The 21,015-nt window shown below is 68.4% G+C and carries 22 protein-coding genes; 8 read left to right on the top strand and 14 right to left on the bottom strand.

The features are described from left to right. The 11 genes from H0W40_RS13980 to murJ all read right to left on the bottom strand — a co-directional run. Positions 1–512 (bottom strand): DUF47 domain-containing protein (locus H0W40_RS13980; protein WP_292447204.1); only part of this gene is annotated, 512 nt, incomplete at its 3' end. Positions 513–616: 104 nt separating this feature from the next. Continuing rightward, on the bottom strand, positions 617–1,327 hold the full coding sequence (locus H0W40_RS13975; protein WP_292447202.1) for a deoxynucleoside kinase: 711 nt from the start codon (positions 1,325–1,327) through the stop codon (positions 617–619). After that, a complete protein-coding gene (locus H0W40_RS13970) occupies positions 1,324–1,680 on the bottom strand; it encodes a DMT family protein (protein ID WP_292447199.1) in 357 nt (118 codons plus the stop codon). The genes H0W40_RS13975 and H0W40_RS13970 overlap by 4 nt, the downstream gene beginning before the upstream one ends. 92 nt (positions 1,681–1,772) lie before the next feature. Beyond that, positions 1,773–2,321, bottom strand: coding sequence for a 2-amino-4-hydroxy-6-hydroxymethyldihydropteridine diphosphokinase (gene folK / locus H0W40_RS13965; RefSeq protein WP_292447198.1), 549 nt, complete (start codon positions 2,319–2,321; stop codon positions 1,773–1,775). A 97-nt stretch (positions 2,322–2,418) separates the two neighbouring features. Next, positions 2,419–4,032 (bottom strand): polynucleotide adenylyltransferase PcnB, encoded by a 1,614-nt coding sequence (pcnB, locus tag H0W40_RS13960; RefSeq protein ID WP_292447195.1) that lies wholly within the window; start codon positions 4,030–4,032, stop codon positions 2,419–2,421. After that, positions 4,029–4,697: an HAD family phosphatase gene (locus H0W40_RS13955; protein WP_292447193.1), complete on the bottom strand. Its 669-nt coding sequence runs from the start codon at positions 4,695–4,697 to the stop codon at positions 4,029–4,031. Before H0W40_RS13955 ends, pcnB begins: the two co-directional genes overlap by 4 nt. Beyond that, on the bottom strand, positions 4,694–5,386 hold the full coding sequence (gene hda, locus H0W40_RS13950; RefSeq protein ID WP_292447191.1) for a DnaA regulatory inactivator Hda: 693 nt from the start codon (positions 5,384–5,386) through the stop codon (positions 4,694–4,696). Before hda ends, H0W40_RS13955 begins: the two co-directional genes overlap by 4 nt. Further along, positions 5,383–6,468 carry an AI-2E family transporter gene (locus H0W40_RS13945; RefSeq protein ID WP_292447189.1) on the bottom strand — a complete coding sequence of 362 codons (1,086 nt, stop codon included), beginning with the start codon at positions 6,466–6,468 and terminating at the stop codon, positions 5,383–5,385. Before H0W40_RS13945 ends, hda begins: the two co-directional genes overlap by 4 nt. Before the next feature lie 168 nt (positions 6,469–6,636). Further along, complete coding sequence (locus H0W40_RS13940; protein WP_292447186.1) at positions 6,637–7,506, bottom strand: SirB1 family protein; 870 nt, start codon at positions 7,504–7,506, stop codon at positions 6,637–6,639. Between the two features lie 54 nt (positions 7,507–7,560). After that, positions 7,561–7,764 carry a hypothetical protein gene (locus H0W40_RS13935; RefSeq protein ID WP_292447183.1) on the bottom strand — a complete coding sequence of 68 codons (204 nt, stop codon included), beginning with the start codon at positions 7,762–7,764 and terminating at the stop codon, positions 7,561–7,563. A 145-nt stretch (positions 7,765–7,909) separates the two neighbouring features. Continuing rightward, positions 7,910–9,475, bottom strand: coding sequence for a murein biosynthesis integral membrane protein MurJ (gene murJ / locus H0W40_RS13930; RefSeq protein ID WP_292447181.1), 1,566 nt, complete (start codon positions 9,473–9,475; stop codon positions 7,910–7,912). A 149-nt stretch (positions 9,476–9,624) separates the two neighbouring features. Between murJ and rpsT the strand changes: the two genes are divergently transcribed. Continuing rightward, positions 9,625–9,924, top strand: a complete 300-nt coding sequence (gene rpsT / locus H0W40_RS13925; protein ID WP_292447179.1) for a 30S ribosomal protein S20 — start codon at positions 9,625–9,627, stop codon at positions 9,922–9,924. 168 nt (positions 9,925–10,092) lie between these two features. On the opposite strand, the gene H0W40_RS13920 is transcribed toward rpsT, so the two are convergent. Then, on the bottom strand, positions 10,093–10,431 hold the full coding sequence (locus H0W40_RS13920) for a DUF3579 domain-containing protein (RefSeq protein ID WP_292447178.1): 339 nt from the start codon (positions 10,429–10,431) through the stop codon (positions 10,093–10,095). A gap of 206 nt (positions 10,432–10,637) precedes the next feature. Here H0W40_RS13920 and H0W40_RS13915 point away from each other — a divergent pair, with 206 nt between their 5' ends. Continuing rightward, positions 10,638–11,867 (top strand): aspartate aminotransferase family protein, encoded by a 1,230-nt coding sequence (locus H0W40_RS13915; RefSeq protein WP_292447177.1) that lies wholly within the window; start codon positions 10,638–10,640, stop codon positions 11,865–11,867. Between the two features lie 7 nt (positions 11,868–11,874). After that, positions 11,875–12,807 (top strand): ornithine carbamoyltransferase, encoded by a 933-nt coding sequence (gene argF, locus H0W40_RS13910; protein ID WP_292447176.1) that lies wholly within the window; start codon positions 11,875–11,877, stop codon positions 12,805–12,807. 40 nt (positions 12,808–12,847) lie between these two features. Here argF and H0W40_RS13905 read toward each other — a convergent pair whose 3' ends face one another. Next, positions 12,848–13,261 (bottom strand): DUF2784 domain-containing protein, encoded by a 414-nt coding sequence (locus H0W40_RS13905; protein ID WP_292447174.1) that lies wholly within the window; start codon positions 13,259–13,261, stop codon positions 12,848–12,850. Positions 13,262–13,368: 107 nt separating this feature from the next. Between H0W40_RS13905 and H0W40_RS13900 the strand changes: the two genes are divergently transcribed. Further along, a complete protein-coding gene (locus H0W40_RS13900; protein ID WP_292447171.1) occupies positions 13,369–14,940 on the top strand; it encodes a CHAD domain-containing protein in 1,572 nt (523 codons plus the stop codon). A 5-nt stretch (positions 14,941–14,945) separates the two neighbouring features. On the opposite strand, the gene metG is transcribed toward H0W40_RS13900, so the two are convergent. Continuing rightward, positions 14,946–17,078 (bottom strand): methionine--tRNA ligase, encoded by a 2,133-nt coding sequence (metG, locus tag H0W40_RS13895; protein ID WP_292447169.1) that lies wholly within the window; start codon positions 17,076–17,078, stop codon positions 14,946–14,948. A gap of 243 nt (positions 17,079–17,321) precedes the next feature. Here metG and apbC point away from each other — a divergent pair, with 243 nt between their 5' ends. From apbC to H0W40_RS13875, 4 genes are all read left to right on the top strand, one after another. Further along, positions 17,322–18,425 (top strand): iron-sulfur cluster carrier protein ApbC, encoded by a 1,104-nt coding sequence (apbC, locus tag H0W40_RS13890; protein ID WP_292447166.1) that lies wholly within the window; start codon positions 17,322–17,324, stop codon positions 18,423–18,425. Positions 18,426–18,437: 12 nt separating this feature from the next. Then, positions 18,438–18,935 carry a DUF3305 domain-containing protein gene (locus H0W40_RS13885; protein ID WP_292447163.1) on the top strand — a complete coding sequence of 166 codons (498 nt, stop codon included), beginning with the start codon at positions 18,438–18,440 and terminating at the stop codon, positions 18,933–18,935. Beyond that, a complete protein-coding gene (locus H0W40_RS13880; RefSeq protein WP_292447161.1) occupies positions 18,932–19,726 on the top strand; it encodes a DUF3306 domain-containing protein in 795 nt (264 codons plus the stop codon). The genes H0W40_RS13885 and H0W40_RS13880 overlap by 4 nt, the downstream gene beginning before the upstream one ends. Next, on the top strand, positions 19,641–21,015 hold a 1,375-nt coding region (locus H0W40_RS13875; RefSeq protein WP_292447159.1), incomplete at its 3' end, for a 4Fe-4S dicluster domain-containing protein. The genes H0W40_RS13880 and H0W40_RS13875, both read left to right, overlap by 86 nt.

The following is a 21,015-nucleotide window of genomic DNA, read 5'->3' as shown; positions in this document are numbered from 1 at the left end:
TTGCTCATCGCCGAGCGCATGACGCGGTCGGCGTCGCTCTCGAGGTGATCGATCTCCTCGCAGATCTTGAGGGCTCCCTCGGCCGCGCTCGCTTCGCTGATGCGCCCGAGCAGCGACACGGCGTGCTGCACCCGCTCGCAGCAGCGCGCGCTGAGCTGGCCCAGCCGCAGCGCCTCCTCGGGGATGTGGTGCACGTCGTAAAGGTTGAGGGTTTCGGTGGTGTCCTGCAGCAGGTCGAGCACGTCGTCCATCGCGTTGATGAGGCCGTGGATCTGTTCGCGGTCGAGCGGCGTGATGAAGGTCTTGTGCAGCAGCCGGTTGACCTCGGCGGTGACCTTGTCGGCCTTGTGCTCGGCCGCGATCACTGCGGCCGCATGGCGCTCGCGCTCGGGCACGTCAGCGTAGTTCTCGATCATCGCCATGAAGGCGCGCGCGCCCTCGACGATGTGATCGCCGTGCTGGTCGAAGAGCTCGAAGAAATTACCTTCCCGCGGCAGCAGCTTGCCGAACATCGTGGACTCTTCCGGTTGCAAGGGCGGCGCCGAGGGGGCTCGGCAAGCGGCGGATTGTCACATTGCTGTCACAAAGCCGGCGGCCCTTTTCGGACCCGTTCTGTTTAGCCCCGTTGCACCGGCGTCGGCAGTCGATCCGGGCGGTCAGGCGGGTCGTAAAACTCGAACGGCCCTTCGAAGGCCTCGATGCGCGCGATGAGGCGCGAGAAGTCGGCGCTGTCTTCGTCCGGGTGAAAAGCTTCGGTGTTGACGGCCAGCACCGGCGCGCCGCGATGGTGGGCGAAATAGCGGTGGTAGGCCGTGCCGAGCGCCTGCAGGTAGTCCTCACCGAGGCTGCGCTCCATGGCCAGGCCGCGCCGGCGCACGCGGGCCAGCAGGGTGTCGGGTTCGGCTTGCAGCCAGATCACCAGGTCGGGCTCGCTCACTTGGGCGCTGTGGCGGCGGTAAATTTGGCGGTACAGCGCCAGGTCTTCGTCGCCGAGCGTGAGCATGGCGAAGATGGCGTCCTTGGCGAACATGAAGTCGCTGACCACGCCGTGCTCGAACATGCCGGGCTGGCCGATCTCCTTGAGCTGCTCGACGCGCTGGAACAGGAAGCTGAGCTGGGTCTGCAGCGCCAGCGGATTGCCGCGCACCGCACCGAGCGTGCCCATGTGCTCGTAGAAGCGCTCCAGGTACGGGTTCTCGGCAGGCTTTTCCAGCACCAGCCGGGCACCCCAGTGTTCGGCGAGCGTGGTCGCGAGCGTGGTCTTGCCTACCCCGATCGGGCCTTCGACGACCACGTGGCGCAGCCGCAGTTTCGCGTCGCCCTTCATGCCGAACGGAACATGAAATAGACCGCGCCCACCAGACACAGCCCCGCCCACAGGTAATCGAGCTTGAGCGGCTCGTGCAGGTAGAACACCGCGAAGGGAAGGAACACGCACAGCGTGATGACCTCCTGCAGGACCTTGAGCTGTCCCACGCTGAACTGCTGCACGCCGATGCGGTTGGCCGGCACCATGAGCAGGTACTCGAAAAGCGCGATGCCCCAGCTCACCAGCGCGGCCACGTACCAGGCCTTGTGTCCCATGGTCTTGAGGTGGCCGTACCAGGCGAAGGTCATGAGGACGTTCGACAGGGTCAGCAAGGCGATGGTCTGCAGGGAGATCGGCAGGGCGGAGGTCATCGAGGGCTCTGGGGCCGGGCGCGGAGTCGGGATTATCTGGGCGCGCAACGCGTTCTTCGCGCCTTGCACGCCTGTTTTGCGGAGTGGCGGCCCTACTTTGCGGCGGACCGATCGGACCAATCGCCCGATCCGTCGTCGCTCGAGCAGAGATCGATACCCTGCTGCGCCACCGCTGGCAGCAGGGCAGCAACCGTCCCGTGGCCCGGCACCTCGAGCGCAGGCGCGATCTCGGACAGCGGCTGGAGCACGAAGGCGCGCAGGTGCAGGCGCGGATGCGGCAGGATGAGCGTTGGCGTTTCCATGACGGTGTCGCCGTGCAGCAGCAAGTCGAGATCGAGCGTGCGAGGCGCATTGCGATAGGGCCGCTCGCGGCCGTGCGCCGCTTCGATCGCCTGCAGTGAGATCAGCAGCTCGTGGGGCGAGAGCCGGGTGTCGAGTGCGAGCACGGCATTGAAGTAGTCCGGGCCGCTCGAATCGATCGGCGCGCTGCGGTAGAGCGAGGAGCAGTCCACGAGTCGGCTGCCGGGTAGCGAGGCCAGCGCATCTCGCGCGGCACGCAACACGGCACGCGGATCGCCCAGATTGGCACCCAGGCCGATGTACGCGCGTTGTGCCGGTGCAAGGACGGCTTGCTCAGTCATTCCGTATTCACCCACAGTCGGTGTGATGGGCGTGATGCGGCATGCGGCCTGCCTCCGAGGTCAGGCAATGAGCCCACCCAAGCGGCGTTGGCAGGCCCTAGCCTTCGCCGTGCGTGTCGGCGGGCGCGCTCGCCGACTCACCCGCGGAGGCACCCCCAGGCTTGCGGCGACGCCGGCGCCGCTTCTTCGCAGCAGGCGCATCCCCCGCCTCGTCGCCGGCTTCATCCGCGCTTTCGGGAGAAGAACCCTCGGACGCCCGCGGCGCTGCGCGGCCGGCGCCCGCCACACGGCGCGGTTGCTGCTGCTCGCGCGCAAGTTGAAGCAGCGCGATGCGCTCTTCGTCGGTGCCGAGCGAGAAGTCTTCCCACCACTCGGCCAGCTCCACGGGCACCTCGCCGGTGTCGGCGCGCAGGCGCAGGAAATCGAAGCCGGCGCGAAAGCGCGGCTGCTCGATCAGCGAGAGCGGGGTGCTGCCGGTGCGGCGCTCGAAGCGCGGCTGCATCAGCCAGATCTCGCGCATGTCGGCGCCGAGCTTGCCGCGCCCGGAGATGTCGCCGATGCGCGCGTCGAACACCGCATCGACCGCCTGCTGCAGGGCCGGGAAGGACGGTTCGCCCTGGGCCCCCCGCCGCTGCCAGCCGGCCAGCACCTCGTGCCACAGCAAGCAGGCGAGCAGGAAGCTGGGTGCCACCGGCTTGTCCTCGCCGACGCGGCGGTCGGTGTCGGCCAGAGCGGCGTTGATGAAGGCGTTGCGCGCGGGGTTCTTCTGCGCATCGGCGAGCACGGCGTCGAGCAGCGGAAAGATGCCGACCGAGCCCGGCGCGGCGCCGAGCAACCCTTGCTTTCTGAGCTGCTCGATCGAGGCCAAAGCATGGCCGGTCTGCAGCAACTTGATCATCTCGTCGAAAAGGCGCGACACCGGGACCGCCAGAAGCAAGGCCGCGCACTCGCGGATCGGCGCGCGCGTCTTCGGCTCGATCTCGAAGCCGAGCTTGGCGGCGAAGCGCACGACGCGCACGATGCGTACCGGGTCCTCTCGGTAGCGCATGAGCGGGTCGCCGATCATGCGCAGCAGGCGCTTCTTGGCATCGGCGATGCCGCCGTGGTAGTCGACCACGATCTGCGTGCGCGGGTCGTAATAGAGCCCGTTGACGGTGAAGTCGCGGCGTGCGGCGTCTTCGACCTGCGGGCCCCAGACGTTGTCGCGCAGCACGCGGCCGCTGGCATCGACCACGTGCGTCTTGCCGTGCAGTTCGGAGCGCGAGGTTTTCTCGTTGCCGGCCACCTGGTCGGCGGCGGCGGCATCGAGGTAGGCGCGGAAGGTCGAAACTTCGATCACTTCATGCTCGCGGCCGCGCCCGTACACCACGTGAACGATGCGAAAGCGCCGCCCGATGATGAAGGCGCGGCGAAAGAGCCCCTTCACTTCCTCCGGCGTCGCGTTGGTCGCGACGTCGAAGTCCTTGGGGCGCAGGCCCAGCATCATGTCGCGCACTGCGCCGCCGACGATGTAGGCCTCGAAGCCGGCGTCCTGCAGCGTGGCCACCACCTTCAGCGCCTTGTCGTCGAGCAGCGCCGGGTCGATGCCGTGCTCGGCCTGCGGCACCTCCACGCGCTTGCCGGCCTTGGGCCGGGCCGTGACAGTCTTGGCGGCCCTGGGCGTGCCGTCCTCGCTTTTGCCGAACAGCTTGTTGATGAATCGCTTGATCATGGGAACAGGTTCAGGAGAGGCCAGCCGCGCTCGCGCGCGATGGCCTCGAGGGCGGGTGACGGATTGGTCGCCACCGGGTGCGTGGCGAGCTCGAGCAGCGGCAGGTCGTTGGTCGAGTCGCTGTAGAAGCTCACGCGTTCGAAGTCTTGCACACGCCGGCCCGTCTGCGCGAGCCATTGCTCGACTCTCGCGGTCTTGCCCTCGCGAAACGAGGGCACGCCCCGGATGCGGCCGGTCACGGCACCCGCGGCGTCGCGCTCCAGTTCCACCGCGATCAGCGTCTCGACCTCGAAGGCCGCGGCGATCGGCCGTGTCACGAACTCGTTGGTCGCGGTGACGATGGCAAGCATGTCGCCGCGTGCGCGGTGTTCTTTCACCAGCGCAAGCGCCTCCGGGCGAAGGGCCGGCGAGATGATCTCGCGCATGAAGCGCGCATGCGCGGCGGCCTGCTCGGCGCCAGGCCGCTCGCGCCAGGGGCGGGTGGCGAACTCGACGTACTCGGCGATGTCGAGCGTGCCGTCCTGGTAGGCGGCGTAGAAGGCGTCGTTGGCCAGGCGCTGGGTGGCGGCGTCGGCCCAGCCCAGGGTGACGACGAACTCGCCCCAGGCGTGGTCCGAGTCCAGCGGCAGCAAGGTGTGGTCGAGGTCGAACAGGGCGAGGTTCATGCGCTCGCGCCGTGGCGCTTTTCCTCGTCGCGCTCGGCGAGCATCTGCCGCACGAGCGGCACCGTCACCGGCCGCTGGTGGACTAGCGCGAACTCGTCGAGCGCGTCGAGCAGCCGCATCAGCGAGCCGAGATCTCGCGCGAAGCGGGTCAGCAGGTAAGCGGCGACCTCCTCGGTGAGCACGATGCCGCGCCGCCCGGCTTCTCGCTTGAGCGTATCGCGGGCCTGCACCTCGTTCAGCGGCTGCAACTGGAACACGAGGCCCCAGCCCAGCCGGGTGCGCAGGTCCTCGCGCACAGGCAGGTCAACCGGCGGCAGCCGGCCGGCCGCCACCACCGACGCGCCCAGCGCCTGCGCCTCGACGAAGAGCGTAAAGGCGGCATGCTGCTGGGCCGAGTCGAAGGCTTCACAGTCGTCGAGGAGGATCAGGCGCGTGTCCTCGTTGCAGACCCACGGCGGGGGGGTCGAACGATCGAAGACACCGGCCGGCCGACACTCTGCGACCGCTTCGTCGGCGAGCGCACGCAGCAAGTGGGTCTTGCCGGCGCCGGCACCGCCCCACAGGTAGATCGGTGCCGCGCCGGCCGCCGTGCCGCGCAGCGCGCTCAGGGCCGCGGCATTCGCGCCGACCGCGAAGCTGTCGAAGCGCTGTTGCGGGCCGGGGCGCAGGCCCAGGGGCAACTGCTTCATGCGCCGGGCTCGACGGGCGCCGGTCCTTGGTAGAGCGGGCTGCTCAGGTACAGGCGCCGCACACGGTTCACCGCCACTGCTCCCACCGCGCTCACCGGCAGCGCCACCAGCACGCCGATGAAGCCGAACAACTGGCCGAAGGCGAGCAGCACGAAGATCACCACGATGGGATGCAGGCCGATGCGCTCGCCGACCAGCCGCGGCGTGAGATAGAAGCTCTCGACCACCTGGCCGATGCCGTAGACGATCGCCACCGCCACGATGCCGTAGAGCCCGCCGAACTCCAGCAGCCCGGCCAGCAGCGCCAGCACGCAGCCCAGCCCGAAGCCGATGTAGGGAATGAACACCGCCAAGCCCGTGAACACGCCGACCGGCACGGCCAGGTCGAAGCCGAACAAGGCCAGACCGGCGCTGTAGAACACGGCCAGGATGCCCATCACGAGCAACTGGCCGCGCAGGTACTGGCCGAGCATGTGGTCGCATTCGGCCATGAAGCCATCCACATTGGCGCGGTAGCGCGGCGGCACCAGGCTGCTGGCACGTTTGACGATGCCGTGCCAATCCATCAGCACATAGAACAGCACCACAGGCAGAAGGATCGCCGTGCCCACGAAGCCCAGCACGAAACTGCCGCCGATGCGCAGCGAACTCATGACGGTGTTGACCCAGCCTTCGGTGTTGTCGCTCAGGTTGGTGAGCACGAAGGTGCGTACGCTGGCGACGTCGAGATCGATGTCGATGCCGAATCGCGCCGCCAGCGGCGTCAGCCAGTCGTCCAGGCGCGTGAGCAGCACCGGGATCTGGTCGCGCAGGGCCGGCAGCTCGCGCACCAGGATCGGCACGATCAGCAGCAGCACCGCGAGCACGGTGGCGAGCGCCAGCACCTCGACGATCAGCGCAGCCAGTGCGCGCGGTACGCCGCCGCGCGCCAGCCGGTCCACGACGGGGTGCAGCGCGTAGCCGAGCACCAGCGCGACCACGAACGGGGACAGTACCGGCCCCAGCAGCCAAAGCGCTAGCGCCGTCAATGCGCCGATGGCCAACCAGCCGAGGCCGTGGATCTGTGCGGGGGTGAGGGTCATGCGTGGGTGAGTCGGAGGGCGGATCGGTCCGCGGACGCGAGACGCAAAAGGCGGGGTGGGGCACCGCGGGTGCAGCATTTTATGGGCCGGACGCCGGGCTCCCGCCGTGCCATTTCGGTCGGGAGGCAGCCGGCCCGAGGCCGCCGCCGCGCGCCGGCGTGGGGCGGCTCAGTGCAGCGAGGGCCGGCCCTGCGCCCGCAACTCGGCGGCGCGCTCGGCGATCGCCCGGCGGTCCTGGGCCTGAGGGCTGTGCGTAACGTAGGCGTCGAGGTCGTCGGCCGCGGCGTCGTACACGCCCAGCTCGGCCTGCGCCAAACCGCGGTCGCGGCGCTCGTCCCATTCGCTCGGCAGCAGCACCACCAGGCGCTGCTGCACCGCCAGCAGGCGAGGCCAGTCTTCGGCGCTGCGATGGATTTCCTTCAGATTGCGCAGCATGCGCGCCAGCACTTCACGCGGCGTGGCGGACTGCAGGAACAGGCCCAGCGGCATATCGAACTCGCCCAGCAGTCCCTGGCGGCGCTTGTAGGGGGCGAGCCGCTCGTCGAGCTCGTCGCGGGAGAGCGACTGGCCGGTGAACGGATCGATCACCACCTCGCCCTGCGGCATCTTCACCTTGACCAGGAAGTGCCCGGGAAAGGCGACGCCGCGCGCCTTCAGGCCGATCTGCGAAGCCAGCTCGATGTAGATGACCGCCAGCGAAATCGGAATGCCGCGCCGAGTGCGCAGCACCTCGTGCAGGTAGCTGTTATCGCTGGCGTAGTAGTCGTTGATGTTGCCGGCGAAGCCGAGGTCGTGGAAGAAATAGCGGTTGAGCAGGCGCAACTGCTGCACCGGCACGGCGTCGCGCGGAATGCGGCGCTCGAGCGTGCGGGCGAGCGCGTCGATCTCGGCCAGCACCGATTGAGTGTCGAGCACCGGGTGCTCGTCGAGCGCGAGCGAGACGGCCGCTTCGGTGAGAGACAGGCTGCCGTCATCGGCCACCAGTGCGGCAAAGTACTCAAGCGCGGTCGGTACTTCGACGGAAAACGGGGCGGGCATGAAGCCAGTTTAGGCCAGCCCCATCGCCGCGCCGCAGAGGGCGCGCGTGGCCGATCAGCGGCTGGCTTCCTTTTTCACGTCATCGGCGGTGTCTTCGATCTTGTCGCCGGCGCGCTCGACCTGGTCGCCCACCTTCTCTGCGGCGTTGTCGAGTTGCTTGCCGGCGCGCTCGGCCGGGCCCTCGGCGGGCTGACATGCGGCCAAGGTGAAGAGGGCGCTCAGCGCCATGACGCTCAATGTGTTGCGGGCGATGTTCATGCGGTGTCCTTGTGTCTTGCGGCGCCGACGCGGAGCGCGCCGGCTGCAGCGCACTGTAGGCAGGCCATTTCGCTGCGTCGGCCGGACGGCGGCTCGAAGCGGCGTAGGCGGGCACCTACCGTGCCTCGCCGCACCCACGCTCTTTTCAGGTGCGACGGGCGAACTGTGCCGGCCGCAGCCCGAGGATCAGCAGCACGCCGAAGTACAGCAGGGCCGCCGCGGCAAGCACTCCCGCCAGCGCGCCGGCCCGCAACAGTTCCCGCTCGCCCAGTGCGACCCAGTCGAAAGCCTGCGCGGCCCACGCCAGGCCGCCGCCCATCAGCGCGCTGGCGAACACCACCCTGGCGGCAAAGGCCGGCCAGCCCGGGGACGGCCGCCAACTGCCGCGGCGGTGAAGCATGATCAACAGCCAGAGCGCATTGACGAGTGCCGCGCAGCCGATCGAAAGCGCCAACCCGGCATGGCCCAGGCGTGGGACGAACACCAGGTTGAGCAACTGGGTCAACACCAGCACGACCACGGCGATCTTGACCGGCGTGCGGATGTCCTGCTTGGCGTAGAAGCCCGGCGCCAGCACCTTGAGCGCGACCAGGCCGAGCAGCCCGGCGCCGTAGCCCATCAGCGCGACGACGGTCTGCTGCACGTCGTAAGGGGTGAACGCGCCACGGTGGTAGAGCACCGAGACGAGTGCCTTCGGAAACACCAGCAGCGCCACTGCACAGGGCAGCGCGAGCAGGAGCACAAGGCGCAGGCCCCAGTCGAGCAGGGCGGCGTATCGGTCGGCGTCGCCCAGCGCCTGCGTGGCCGAAAGCTGCGGCAGGAGCACCACACCGAGCGCGACGCCGAGCAGTGCGGTCGGAAACTCCATCAGCCGGTCGGCATACGTCAGCCACGACACCGCGCCCGCGCCGATCTGCGTGGCGATCTGGGTGTTGATGAGCAGCGAGATCTGCGCGACCGACACGCCCAGGATGGCCGGCGCCATCTGCTTGAGCACGCGGTGCACGCCGGGATGCGCCCAGGCCGCGCGCAGCCGTGCGGGACTCAGGCCGAAGCGCGGCAGCGCGCCGATGGCCCGCAGCGCCGGGATCTGCAGAGCGAGCTGCAGCACGCCGCCCACCATCACGCCTACGGCCAGTGCATAGATCGGCTCGATGCCCCACGCCGAAAAGCGCGGCACCAGCAGCCAGGCCGCGGCGATGAAGGAGAGGTTCAGCAGCACCGGCGTGGCGGCAGATACCGCAAAGCGTTTCCAGGTGTTGAGCACGCCGGCCGCGAGTGCGACCAGCGACATGAAGCCGATGTACGGGAACATGAAGCGCGTCATGACGACCGCGATGTCGAAACCGCCGGTTTCCTTCAGACCTTCGGCCATCAGCCACACCAGAACCGGCGCGCCGAGCACGCCCAGCAGCGACACGGCGAGCAGCGCCCACAGCAGCACGGTGGCCACGGCATCAATCAGCATGCGGGTGGGCTCGTCGCCGTCGCGTTCGCGGCTTTGCGCCAATAGCGGCACGAAGGCCTGTGAGAACGCGCCTTCGGCGAACAGCCGGCGCAGCAGGTTGGGGATGCGAAAGGCGACGTTGAAGGCGTCGGTCATCACGCTGGCGCCGAAGGCCGCCGCCACCATCTGTTCGCGCACCAGCCCGGTGATGCGCGATGCCAGTGTCAACAAGGACACGGTGGACGCGGCGCGCAGCAAGTTCATGAGCGGTGGAGAGCGCCGCGGCAAGGCGGGCCGGCATGGGAGTGGCGCGGAGTATAGGAGTGACCACTCACGCGACAACGCGGTGCGAAGCCAAAGCGAAGCAGGCTGCTATACTCGCCGGCTGTTCACACGCAACACCCGCCCCACTCATGGCCACCTCGTCCAAAGTCAAGAAATCGGTCCGCATCGCCTCGGGCCGCAAGCGCGTGCGCCAAGACGTGCGCCTCAATGCCGCCAACACCGCCCTGCGCTCCAAGTTCCGCACAGCGGTCAAGGGCGTGCTCAAGGCGGTTTCGACCGGCGACAAGGCCAAGGCCACCGACAACTTCAAGACCGCTCAGAAGGTGATCGACTCGATCGCCGACAAGGGCCTCTTTCACAAGAACAAGGCGGCGCGTCACAAGAGCCGCCTGGCCGCGAAGGTGAAGGCGCTGGCGGCGCAGGCGTAACCGTCGCGCGGCTAGGCGCCCGCGGTCACCGCGGTCCTAGGTAACGGCTGCGAAGGCGTACCGAGTGGAAAAAAAAGAAAGGGGCCTCGGCCCCTTTTTGCTGCCTGTCCCGTTTCGCTCGCCCAAGTCGGGAACGCCCGCCGCCCGGTGACACTCGATTTCTTCGGCCTACGAAGACGCCGGCCGGTCGTCGGCGTCTGGCAGCAGGCAGGCTTCAGCCACCTGAAGCCGGTTGTCCCGGGCGAAGTTCATCACAAAGTCCCAGGCCATTGGCTCGATTTCCCGCAGCGCCTCGTTGACGACCACGCAACGCACGCCGTTGATCAGGTTGGGCACGCAATAAGGCGAGTAGCCGAGGTGGGCGGCCCGCCCCGCTTGCACGCCACCCGGCCGAAAGCAGGACATCACGCCGGCCAGGCGCTCGGCCCAGTCGCTCGGGCGAAATGCTTTGCCGTCCAGGGTGATGCCCTGAATGAAGACTTCGCGGTAAGGGGAGCTGATGGGCATCTCGAGAAAGAAGCTCCGGTGGTTCGTGACCACGCCGGCAAGCGCCCGATTGTGCTGCAGCGCAGCAGCCGGAATCGGCAGTCCCGTGCGAGCCGGAGCGCCGAGCAGGGTCGCCGGGCGGAGTCCTGCCGCTCCTTAGAATCGACCCCGCGCAGCACCGTGACGGACTGCGCGTTTTTCATCCTCGATGCCTGCCCCAAAAAATCATGAACGCTCCCGACGCCGCTCGCCTGCCCGCCGCCGCAGCCACCCCGCACGTCATGAACACTTACGGCCGGCTGCCGTTCGCGCTGTCGCACGGCCGCGGCTGCCGTGTGTGGGACACCGACGGGCGCGAGTACCTCGATGCGCTGGGCGGCATCGCGGTCAACACGCTCGGCCACGCGCATCCCAGGCTCGTGCCGGCGCTGCAGGAGCAGATCGGCAAGATGATTCATTGCTCGAACTACTACCAGCCGCCGCTGCAGGAGCAACTCGCGGCCAGGCTTTGCGAGCTGAGCGGGCTGAGCAATGCGTTCTTCTGCAATTCGGGCCTGGAGGCCAACGAGGCGGCGCTGAAGATCGCGCGCAAGTTCGGGCACGACAAGGGCATCGAGCGGCCCGAGATCATCGTGTACGAGAAGGCCTTTCACGGCCGCTCGATCGCCACGCTGTCGGCCACCGGCAATGCGAAGGTGCAGGCCGGCTTCGGCCCGCTGGTCGAAGGCTTCGTGCGCGTGCCGCTCAACGACGTGGCGGCCATCGAGGAAGTGGCCAACACGAGGCCGGGTGTGGTCGCGGTTTTCCTCGAAGTGATCCAGGGCGAAGGCGGGATCAACGCGACCACCACCGAATACCTGCGTGCGCTGCGCCGCCTGTGCGACGAGCGCGACTGGCTGCTCATGCTCGACGAAGTGCAGTGCGGCATCGGCCGTACCGGCAAGTGGTTTGCGCACCAGTGGGCCGGCATCCAGCCCGATGTCATGCCGCTGGCCAAGGGCCTGGGCAGCGGCGTGCCGATCGGCGCGGTGATCTGCGGGCCGCGCGCCGCGTGGGTGCTTGGCCCGGGCAACCACGGCAGCACCTTCGGCGGCAATCCGCTGGCGATGCGCGCCGGCATCGAGACGCTCGACATCATGCAGGCCGACGGCCTGCTGGCCAACGCCGCCACTGTCGGTGCGGCGCTGGTGGCCGGGTTCGAGCGCGAACTGGCCGATTCGCCCGGCATCGTCGAAATCCGGGGACACGGCCTGATGATCGGCATCGAGCTGGACCGCTCCTGCGGCGAGCTGCTCGGCGCGGCGGCCGAAGCGGGCCTGCTGATCAGCGTGACCGCCGAGCGCGTGGTCCGCCTGCTGCCGCCGCTGATCCTGACCCTGGCGGAAGCCTCGGAGGTGGTGGCGATCCTCGCGCCGCTGATCCGCGATTTTCTCGCTGCGCCTGTCACGTCGGAGTGAAGCCGCCATGAAGCCCGGATCGATTCCCCTCAGGCACTACCTGCAGTTCAAGGACTTCAGCGCCGAGGAGTACGCCTATCTGTTCGAGCGCGCCGCGCTCATCAAGAAACGCTTCAAGGAGTACGAGAAGTACACGCCGCTGGTCGACCGCACGCTGGCCATGATCTTTGAGAAGGCTTCCACCCGCACGCGGGTGAGCTTCGAGGCCGGCATGTACCAGCTCGGCGGCTCGGTGGTGAACCTGACGACCGGCGACAGCCAGCTCGGCCGCGCCGAGCCGGTGGAAGACAGCGCCCGCGTCATCAGCCGCATGGTCGATCTGGTGATGATCCGCACCTTCGGGCAGACCAAGCTCGAGCGCTTCGCTGCGCATTCACGCGTGCCGGTCATCAACGGCCTGACCAACGAATACCACCCCTGCCAGGTGCTGGCCGACGTCTTCACCTTCATCGAGCACCGCGGCAGTCTGCAAGGCAAGGTGGTGGCCTGGGTGGGCGACGGCAACAACATGGCCAACAGCTGGCTGCAGGCAGCCGAGATTCTGGGCTTCACGGTGCATGTGAGCACGCCCGGCGGCTACGAGATCGACCCGGCGGTGGCCGGGATCACGAACACCGGCTGCTACAAGGTTTTCAAGGACCCGATGGCCGCTTGCCAGGGCGCGCACCTGGTGACTACCGACGTGTGGACCAGCATGGGCTTCGAAGCCGAGAACGACGCCCGCCGGCAGGCCTTCGCCGACTGGTGCGTCGATGCCGAGATGATGGCCGCCGCGCGCAAGGACGCCCTCTTCATGCACTGCCTGCCGGCGCACCGTGGCGAGGAGGTCACTGGCGACGTGATCGACGGCCCGCAGTCGGTGGTGTGGGACGAGGCCGAGAACCGCATGCATGCGCAGAAGGCACTGATGGAGTACCTGGTGCTCGGGCGGGTCGGTTGATCGGGCCGCGGTGCGATGTCCGGTCACCGCGTTTGCGCCATCACGAACCGAGCCGGCTTGTTCGCCGGCTCGAAGGATGGCTCGCACGCTTGCGCCGCCAAGCCGCGGCGTAGCACAGCGCATTGATTGCCAGCACGCCGGCGGCGATCGCGACCTGCCAGACGCGTCCGCTGGCGGTCTGGGCCCAGTCGGGATAGATCAAGACAAGCAGGTAGTGCTCGATGAAGGAACCGTCGTAGCCGGCCTCGCCCCCGAGCGCACGCAGGCGGTTTTCCAGCGGCGTGAGCGGACAGGGCTTGCCTGCCAGCAGCACATAGGCGCCCCAGGCCAGCGCCGGCAGGTGCAGCCAGGCCCAACGCGGCTGGCGCCAGACTAGCAGGCCGCCGGCCGCGGCCCACAGGACGAAGGCCAGGTGCAGCAGCAAAACGGCGTCGGCAAGCAGGCGATAGTTCATGGCCCGAAGGTGGCAGCGGCGTCCATGGGGCTGAGCCTACGCCGGGCCCGGTCTGGCGGCGTGATCGCCCGCATTGCCGTCATGCACGCGTGCCATCATCGTCGGCGATGAGGGAAGTCGAACTCAAGCTGCAGGTCGGCGCAGCGGCGCGGGTGGGCGTCGAGCGCGCTGTCGCTGCGCCGGGCGCGTCACGCACCCGGCTGCAGGCCATCTACTTCGACACAGCGGACGGCCGGCTCGCCGCCGCCGGCCTCGCCTTGCGGCTGCGCAAGGAAGGCCGGCGCTGGGTGCAGACGCTCAAGGCCGGCAGCGCTCATGGCCTGGCGCGCGGCGAGCACAACGTGGCATTGACGGGTGTCACCGGGCTCCCGCCCGCAGTGGACCCGACGCGCCATCACGGCACGCCACCGGGCGATGCGCTCGCGGCCGCCCTTGCGCCGCGCAAGGGCGAACACGAAGGTGCTGCGCCGCTGCAGGCCCGCTACCGCACCGACATCCAGCGCCGCCATCGCCGCCAGCGCACGCGCCGCGGCACTGTGGAGCTGGCCTTCGACCGCGGCGAAATCGTCGCCGTTGGCCCTGCCGGCGAAGAGCGTCGCTGGCCGGTGTGCGAGCTGGAGATCGAACTGGTCAGCGGCTCGCCGCGCGCCGTTATCGAACTGGTGCGCCGCTTCGCCGCCGAGCATGGACTGTGGCTGGACACGCGCAGCAAGTCCGAGCGCGGAGAACGCCTGGCGCACGGCCTCGGCCCGCATGACGCAGCGCCGGCGGTCAAGGCCGAGCCGGTGCTGTTGGACAAAAGCATGAGCCCCGGCCAGGCCTGGGCCGCCGTGCTGCGCAACGTGCTGGCGCAGGCGCTGCCGAACTGGAGCGAAGTGGCGGCCGGCAGTACCGACATCGAGCCGCTGCACCAGTTGCGTGTCGCGCTGCGGCGCCTGCGGTCGGCGCATCGCTTCTTCGAGGGCTGGCCGGGCGTGCCGGCCGTCGCCTGGGGCGATGGCGTGGCGGCGCTCTTTCGTGCCCTCGGCGCGGTGCGTGACCGCGACGTGCTGGGCGGCGGCCTGCAGCGCGAGGTCGATGCGGCGCTGGCCGGCGTGGGCGAGCCGGTTCTGCCCTTGCCCCCGCCCACTGATGAGCCGCCCTGGGGCGAGTACGAACGTGCTCAGCACGGCCTGGTGCTGATCGACCTGTGCGGGGAGCTGGCGGACGATCCACCTTCCGCCGCGTCCACCGGCGTTGCCGGGGTGAGGACCGAGGCCGAAGAGCCGGGCGGCGGTAGCAATGAAGCGGTTTCCTTGCGCACGCTGGTCGCGGCGCGCCTTCAGCACTGGCACGCGCAGGCGCGCCGCGATGCGAAGCGCTTTGACCGTCTGAGCGACGAGCAGCGCCATCGCCTGCGCAAGCGCCTCAAGCGGCTGCGCTACGCGATCGAGTTCAGTGGCGGCCTGTTCCCGCGCCGCGCAGTAAAGAGCTACCTCGCGCGCTTGCGCCGGGCGCAGGAGCGGCTTGGCGAGTTCAATGACGTCTGCGTCGCGGTGGCCGCCTACCGCTTGCTCGCGTCCAGCGAGCCGCGCGCGTGGTTTGCGCTGGGCTGGCTGGCGGCCCGCCGGGCCGTCGTGCTTGCGGCCGCCGGCAAGGAACTCGAACGCCTGCGCAAAGCCCAGCCGTTCTGGGACTGAGCCGATCAGCGCACGCGCAGGCCCGGCACCGCGCCGGCCGTGGGTTCGAGCAGGAACAGGCCCGGATGGGTTTTGTCGTCGACGTGCGAGGCGGCCAGCACCATGCCTTCGCTGAGGCCGAACTTCATCTTTCGCGGTGCGAGGTTGGCGACGACGACAGTCATCTTGCCGACGAGTGCGGCCGGATCGAAGGCTGACTGGATGCCGCTGAATACCGTGCGCGACTGGGCTTCGCCGACATCGAGCGTGAGCTTCAGGAGCTTGGTGCTGCCCTCGACCCGGGCGGCATCGACGATGAGGGCCAGCCGCAGGTCGATCCTGGCGAAGTCTTCGATGGCGATGGTGGGCGCCAGCGCTTCGCCGCCGGGCAAAAGCGCTGAGGCCGGCGCACCGTTGCCGCTTTTCCCGGCGACCGCGGCTTCCGGTGCCGGTGCCTGCGCCGGTGCTTCGAACAGTGCATCGACCAGCTTGGCATCGACCCGCTGCAGCAGGTGGCTGTAGCCGCCGATCTCGTGCGCGCCGAGCAGCCGGCTCGCGTCGACGGAGCTCAGCGGCTCGATCCGAAGGAAAGCTTCAACCTGGGCGGCCAAGGCCGGCAGCACCGGCTTGAGGTAGAGCGTGAGGAGACGGAACGCTTCGATGCAGGTGCTGCACACGTCGTGCAGGCGGGCGTCCTCGCCAGCCTTCTTGGCCAGCTCCCAGGGCTTGTTGGCATCGACGTACTCGTTGACGCGGTCGGCCAGCGCCATGGTTTCGCGCAGCGCCTTGGCGTATTCGCGCTGGTCGTACAGCGCCGTGATGTCGCCGGCCGCTGCCTGCAGGCCTTCGAGCAGGGTGCGGCCGTCGGCACCGAGTTCGGCCGCCAGCCGGTTGCCGAAACGCCTGGCGAGGAAACCCGCCGCCCGGCTGGCGATGTTCACGTACTTGCCGACCAGATCGCTGTTGACACGCGCAACGAAGTCATCCGGATTGAAATCGACGTCCTCGACCTTGCCGTTGAGCTTGGCCGCGATGTAGTAGCGCAGCCACTCCGGATTCAGCCCGAGCTGCAAGTAGCGCAGCGGATCGATGCCGGTGCCGCGGCTCTTGCTCATCTTCTCGCCGCTGACCGTGATGAAGCCGTGCACGAACACATGGTCGGGCGTCTTGCGACCGCTGAAGTGCAGCATCGCCGGCCAGAACAGCGTGTGGAAATAGGTGATGTCCTTGCCGATGAAATGCACCTGCTCCGTCGCCGGATCGGCCATGAACTCGTCGAATGAGCGCGCTTCACCGCGCTCGCGCGCCTTTCCCGAATCGAAGTAGCTCTTCAGAGAAGCCAGATAGCCGATCGGCGCGTCGAGCCAGACGTAGAAGTACTTGCCCGGCGCGTCGGGAATCTCGATGCCGAAGTAGGGCGCGTCGCGCGAGATATCCCAGTCGGCCAGGCCGCCGTGGCCGAACTCGTCGACCGTGAACCATTCCTTGATCTTGTTGAGCACCTCGGCCTGCAGCCGCGGCGAGCCGTCCTGACCGGCGCCGACCGTCCATTCCTGCAGGAACCCGATGCAGCGCGAGGAACTGAGCTGGAAGAAATGGTGCTCGCTGCTCTTTCGCACCGGTGCAGCACCGGTGAGCGTCGAGTACGGGTGCTTGAGCTCGGTCGGCGCGTAAACCGCGCCGCACACTTCGCAGGAGTCGCCGTACTGGTCCTTCGCGCCGCACTTCGGGCATTCGCCCTTGATGTAGCGATCCGGCAGAAACATGCCCTTGACCGGGTCGAAGAACTGTTCGACGTCGCGCGTGAAGATCAGCCCGTTCCTGCGCAGCGCGCGGTAGGTGTCCTGAGCGAGTTGGTGGTTCTCGGGCGCGTCGGTCGAGTGCCAGTGGTCGAAGTCGATGTGAAAGCCGTCGAGATACGGCTTGCGGCCCGCCGCGATGTTGGCGACGAACTGCTGCGGCGTCTTGCCGGCTTTCTCGGCCGCGATCATGATCGGCGCGCCGTGCGCATCGTCGGCGCCGACGAAGTGCACCGCGTGGCCCTGCATCCTCTGGAAGCGCACCCAGATGTCGGCCTGGATGTACTCCATCATGTGGCCGATGTGGAACGGCCCGTTGGCGTAGGGCAGGGCGGTGGTGACGAAGAGCTGGCGCGGCATGTGCGAAAGGACCGGAAGTTGGGGCCGGGAATGGGACAGTACCCACTTCGATTGTAGGTGCGCACTCGTCGCGCATCGCCTTGCCGGACGGTGCTTGGCGGCTTGCAGGAGCGTCGTTACGGCCCGGGGAAACTCCTGGATTTCCCTCCCCTTTCCGGTGCTGGCACAGCGACGCAATACCGGCTCACCGCGAAGCGCTCGGATAGACTCATGAGCTCTTTTGCAACACCTTGCATCGCTCCCATGTCCCCGTCTCCCGCCCTGACCGATAGCGCCGTGCTCGATGCACTCAAGGGCGTCATCGACCCGAACACCGGCCGCGATTTCGTGTCGACGCGGCGGGTGAAGAACCTGCGCGTCGAGGGCGGCGACATCGCCTTCGACATCGAACTCGGCTATCCCGCCAAGAGCCAGATCGCGACGCTGCGCAAGGCGCTGATCGCGGCGACACGCCAGCTCGCGGGCGTGGAGAACGTCAGCGTCAACATCGCCACCAAGGTCATTCCGCATGCCGTGCAGCGCGGCGTGCAATTGATGCCCAACGTGAAGAACATCATCGCGGTGGCCTCGGGCAAGGGCGGCGTCGGCAAGAGCACGACCGCCGTCAACTTGGCCCTCGCGCTGGCCGCCGAAGGCGCTTCGGTCGGCATGCTCGACGCCGACATCTACGGCCCCAGCCAGCCCATGATGCTCGGCATCGAAGGTCGCCCGGAAAGCGCCGACGGCCAGAGCATGGAGCCGATGGAGAACTACGGCGTGCAGGTCATGTCGATCGGCTTCCTGGTCGATTCCGGCGACCCGATGATCTGGCGTGGCCCGATGGCCACGCAGGCGCTCGAGCAGATGCTCAAGCAGACCAACTGGCGCGACCTCGACTACCTCATCGTCGACATGCCGCCCGGCACCGGCGACATCCAGCTCACGCTCAGCCAGCGCGTGCCGCTCACCGGCGCGATCATCGTCACCACGCCGCAGGACATCGCGCTGCTCGACGCCCGCAAGGGCCTGAAGATGTTCGAGAAGGTCGGCGTGCCGATCCTCGGCGTGGTCGAGAACATGGCCGTGCACATCTGCACGAACTGCGGCCACCAGGAGCACATCTTCGGCTCCGAGGGCGGCAAGAAGATGAGCACGGAATACGGGGTCGAGTACCTGGGCGGCTTGCCACTGAGCATGGCCATCCGCGAGCAGGCCGATGCCGGCCGGCCCAGCGTGGTGAGCGACCCCGACGGCGAGATCGCCGCGCTCTACAAGACGGTCGCGCGCAAGGTGGCGGTGAAGATTGCCGAGAAGGCCAAGGACTATTCGGCCAAGTTCCCGACGATCTCCATTTCCAAGACGACCTGAGCGAGAGACACCATGCAAACGGGCGAGCGCGCTGCTGAGCGACCCGCCGTCTCGGTGGCGGTGGTGGTGGAGCGTGAGGCCAAGCCGAACCGCTGGGAAGACTGGCGTTTTCGCATCGTCGAGGTGTTGCCCGACGAGCCGGCCTTCGGCCGCGAGCCGCGCCTGCTGCGCGACGATGGCAAGACGGCGCGCTGGCTGTTCCCGGGGTTCACCGTGGCGCTGTACCGCGACGAGTGCGAGGGGTACCACCTCAATCTCACGTCGGGCTCGCCGGTGTGGTTCGTGGTGTGGCGCATCGGTGAGACCGACCCGCCCGTGGCCACGCCCGAGATCGTGAGCGTGTCCTACAACGAGGCCGGCCGCTGGCTCGACGCGCAGGAGCGCGTCGACAACCTGCCGCTGCCGGCCGAGACCGCCGCCTGGCTGCAGGCGTACACCGACGAGCACTACCGGCCCGAGGTCAAGCAGCGCCGCCGCCCCGCATCCTTCAAGTCTCCCCAGCAGCGATGAGCGACGACAACTTTCTTTCGCGATGGTCGCGGCGCAAGGCCGACGTGAAGAGCGGCCGGCCGGCCGGCGGCGCACCGGGGGCTGTGCCGGCGACGCTCGAGCCGACGCCGGGGCTCCCGCCCGAGCCCGAGCTCGTTGCCGACCCGGTATCGGCACCGGTGGTCGCACGCGCTTCGATCGACGCCGGTCATGAACGAGGCACCGGCACGGCGCTGTCCGATCCGACGGCTCTCGAGCCTTCAACGCAAGCCGCGCCCCCGCCGCCTGCGCCGACGCTCGAGGATGTCGCCGCGCTCGTGCCGGGCGACGAGATCTCGCGCTTCGTCGCCTTCGGCGTCGACGAAAACGTCAAGCGGGCCGCCGTCAAGAAGCTGTTCACCGACCCGCGCTACAACATCATGGACGGGCTCGATGTGTACATCGACGACTACGGCAAGCCCGACCCGATCCCGATGGCGATGCTGCGCAAGATGAATCAGTCGAAGTTTCTCGGCCTGTTCGCCGAGGAAGAAGCCGCCGAGGCGCTGGAAGCCGAACGCCTGGCCGCAACCGGTTCGCAAACAGCCATCTCCGAGCCAGCCGGTGACTCGCTGGCGGCAGCACCCGAACCCGCCGATGCTTTGGCCGACGACCCGGCTCTTTCCCTTGCATCTAACCAGGCAGCGGACCCGACAGCCCCTGCCGCGACCGTGCCCCACGACGCCCATGAAGACCCTGATCTGCAACTGCAACCAGACGATGCCGCTCGACGGCCCGGCGCTGAAATCGGCGCTGGGCGCGAGCGCGGCTGACGGTCTAGAAACCGTTCACACGCTGCTGTGCCGCCGCGAGGCCGGCGCCTTCCAGCGCGCGGCCAAGTCGGGCGAGGATCTGCTCGTCGCCTGCACCCAGGAGCAGCGGCTTTTCCTCGAACTCAATGGCGAGACCGAGGGCGCGCCCAGCGTGCAGGAGCGGCCAATCCGTTTCGTCAACATCCGTGAGACGGCCGGTTGGAGCGGCGCCGCCCAAGCCGCCCCCGCCTCGCTCACGCCCAAGATCGCCGCGCTGATCGCCGCGGCTCAGCTGCCCGAGCCCGAGCCGGTGCCCTTCGTGAGCTATCGATCGGGCGGACGCCTGCTCGTCGTGGGTTCGGCCGACGCCGCTCAGCGTGCAGCGCAGATGCTGCAGGACAAGCTCGATGTCTCGCTCCTGCTCGACGTCTCCGGCGGCACGCTGCCGCAGATGCGCACGCTGCCGGTGGCGGCCGGTCGGGTCACGAAGATCGAAGGCTGGCTCGGCGCCTTCCAGGTGAGCTGGGAATCGGGCAACCCGATCGACCTGGACCTGTGCACGCGCTGCAATGCCTGCATCGACGCCTGCCCGGAAGGCGCGATCGATTTCAGCTACCAGATCGACTTGGCGATGTGCAAAAGCCACCGCGACTGCGTGCGCGTGTGCGACGCGGCCGGAGCCATCGATTTCAGCCGTGCTCCCAGCCAGACCACCGAGCGCTACGACCTGGTGCTCGACCTCGGCATCGACCCGCTGATCACCTTGCACCAGCCGCCTCAGGGCTATTTCCGCGTCGATCCGGTGCGGGGCGAGTCGTCGCTGATCGACGCCGTGCTCCAGTTGCGCGAGCTGGTCGGTGAATTCGAGAAACCCAAGTTCTTCAACTACAAGCAGAAGCTCTGCGCACACAGCCGCAACGAGCGCGAGGGCTGCACCTCCTGCATCGATGTCTGTTCGGCGCAGGCGATCAGCAGCCGTCGCACGCAGAACGGCCCCGAGAAGGGCGGCATCGCCGTCAACCCGAACCTGTGCGTGGGCTGCGGTGCCTGCACCACCGTGTGTCCGAGCGGCGCGCTCACCTACGCCACGCCCGGCCCTGCGCATCTGGGCCAGCGGCTGCGCACTTTGCTCGGTACCTACCGCAAGGCGGGCGGCCCGAAGATCGCAGGCGGCCCGGTGCTGCTGCTGCACAGCCAGGGCGCCGGGGCGGAGCTGATCGGCGCACTCGGCCGCGCGGCGCGCGTGAGCGAGCGTCGGCCGGGAGCTTCCGGCGTGCAGGCGGCGGCGCCGGCACGCACCGGCACGGCGG

Origin of the sequence: Methylibium sp., from assembly GCF_013817345.1 — a bacterium.
Taxonomy (GTDB): Bacteria; Pseudomonadota; Gammaproteobacteria; order Burkholderiales; family Burkholderiaceae_C; genus Methylibium.
The sequence above is the reverse complement of the archived record's forward strand: the minus strand, read 5'-3'. Positions and strand labels throughout refer to the sequence as shown.

Excerpts from the sequence above, each read along its gene's own strand:
- hda (WP_292447191.1), bottom strand. The coding sequence starts at position 5,386 with ATGAAGCAGTTGCCCCTGGGCCTGCGCCCCGGCCCGCAACAGCGCTTC.
- H0W40_RS13900 (WP_292447171.1), top strand. The coding sequence starts at position 13,369 with ATGAGGGAAGTCGAACTCAAGCTGCAGGTCGGCGCAGCGGCGCGGGTG.
- H0W40_RS13915 (WP_292447177.1), top strand. The coding sequence starts at position 10,638 with ATGAACGCTCCCGACGCCGCTCGCCTGCCCGCCGCCGCAGCCACCCCG.
- apbC (WP_292447166.1), top strand. The coding sequence starts at position 17,322 with ATGTCCCCGTCTCCCGCCCTGACCGATAGCGCCGTGCTCGATGCACTC.
- H0W40_RS13880 (WP_292447161.1), top strand. The coding sequence starts at position 18,932 with ATGAGCGACGACAACTTTCTTTCGCGATGGTCGCGGCGCAAGGCCGAC.
- H0W40_RS13885 (WP_292447163.1), top strand. The coding sequence starts at position 18,438 with ATGCAAACGGGCGAGCGCGCTGCTGAGCGACCCGCCGTCTCGGTGGCG.
- H0W40_RS13920 (WP_292447178.1), bottom strand. The coding sequence starts at position 10,431 with ATGCCCATCAGCTCCCCTTACCGCGAAGTCTTCATTCAGGGCATCACC.
- pcnB (WP_292447195.1), bottom strand. The coding sequence starts at position 4,032 with ATGATCAAGCGATTCATCAACAAGCTGTTCGGCAAAAGCGAGGACGGC.
- H0W40_RS13945 (WP_292447189.1), bottom strand. The coding sequence starts at position 6,468 with ATGACCCTCACCCCCGCACAGATCCACGGCCTCGGCTGGTTGGCCATC.
- H0W40_RS13935 (WP_292447183.1), bottom strand. The coding sequence starts at position 7,764 with ATGAACATCGCCCGCAACACATTGAGCGTCATGGCGCTGAGCGCCCTC.
- H0W40_RS13940 (WP_292447186.1), bottom strand. The coding sequence starts at position 7,506 with ATGCCCGCCCCGTTTTCCGTCGAAGTACCGACCGCGCTTGAGTACTTT.
- folK (WP_292447198.1), bottom strand. The coding sequence starts at position 2,321 with ATGACTGAGCAAGCCGTCCTTGCACCGGCACAACGCGCGTACATCGGC.
- H0W40_RS13955 (WP_292447193.1), bottom strand. The coding sequence starts at position 4,697 with ATGAACCTCGCCCTGTTCGACCTCGACCACACCTTGCTGCCGCTGGAC.
- rpsT (WP_292447179.1), top strand. The coding sequence starts at position 9,625 with ATGGCCACCTCGTCCAAAGTCAAGAAATCGGTCCGCATCGCCTCGGGC.
- metG (WP_292447169.1), bottom strand. The coding sequence starts at position 17,078 with ATGCCGCGCCAGCTCTTCGTCACCACCGCCCTGCCCTACGCCAACGGG.
- H0W40_RS13905 (WP_292447174.1), bottom strand. The coding sequence starts at position 13,261 with ATGAACTATCGCCTGCTTGCCGACGCCGTTTTGCTGCTGCACCTGGCC.
- H0W40_RS13970 (WP_292447199.1), bottom strand. The coding sequence starts at position 1,680 with ATGACCTCCGCCCTGCCGATCTCCCTGCAGACCATCGCCTTGCTGACC.
- H0W40_RS13975 (WP_292447202.1), bottom strand. The coding sequence starts at position 1,327 with ATGAAGGGCGACGCGAAACTGCGGCTGCGCCACGTGGTCGTCGAAGGC.
- murJ (WP_292447181.1), bottom strand. The coding sequence starts at position 9,475 with ATGAACTTGCTGCGCGCCGCGTCCACCGTGTCCTTGTTGACACTGGCA.
- argF (WP_292447176.1), top strand. The coding sequence starts at position 11,875 with ATGAAGCCCGGATCGATTCCCCTCAGGCACTACCTGCAGTTCAAGGAC.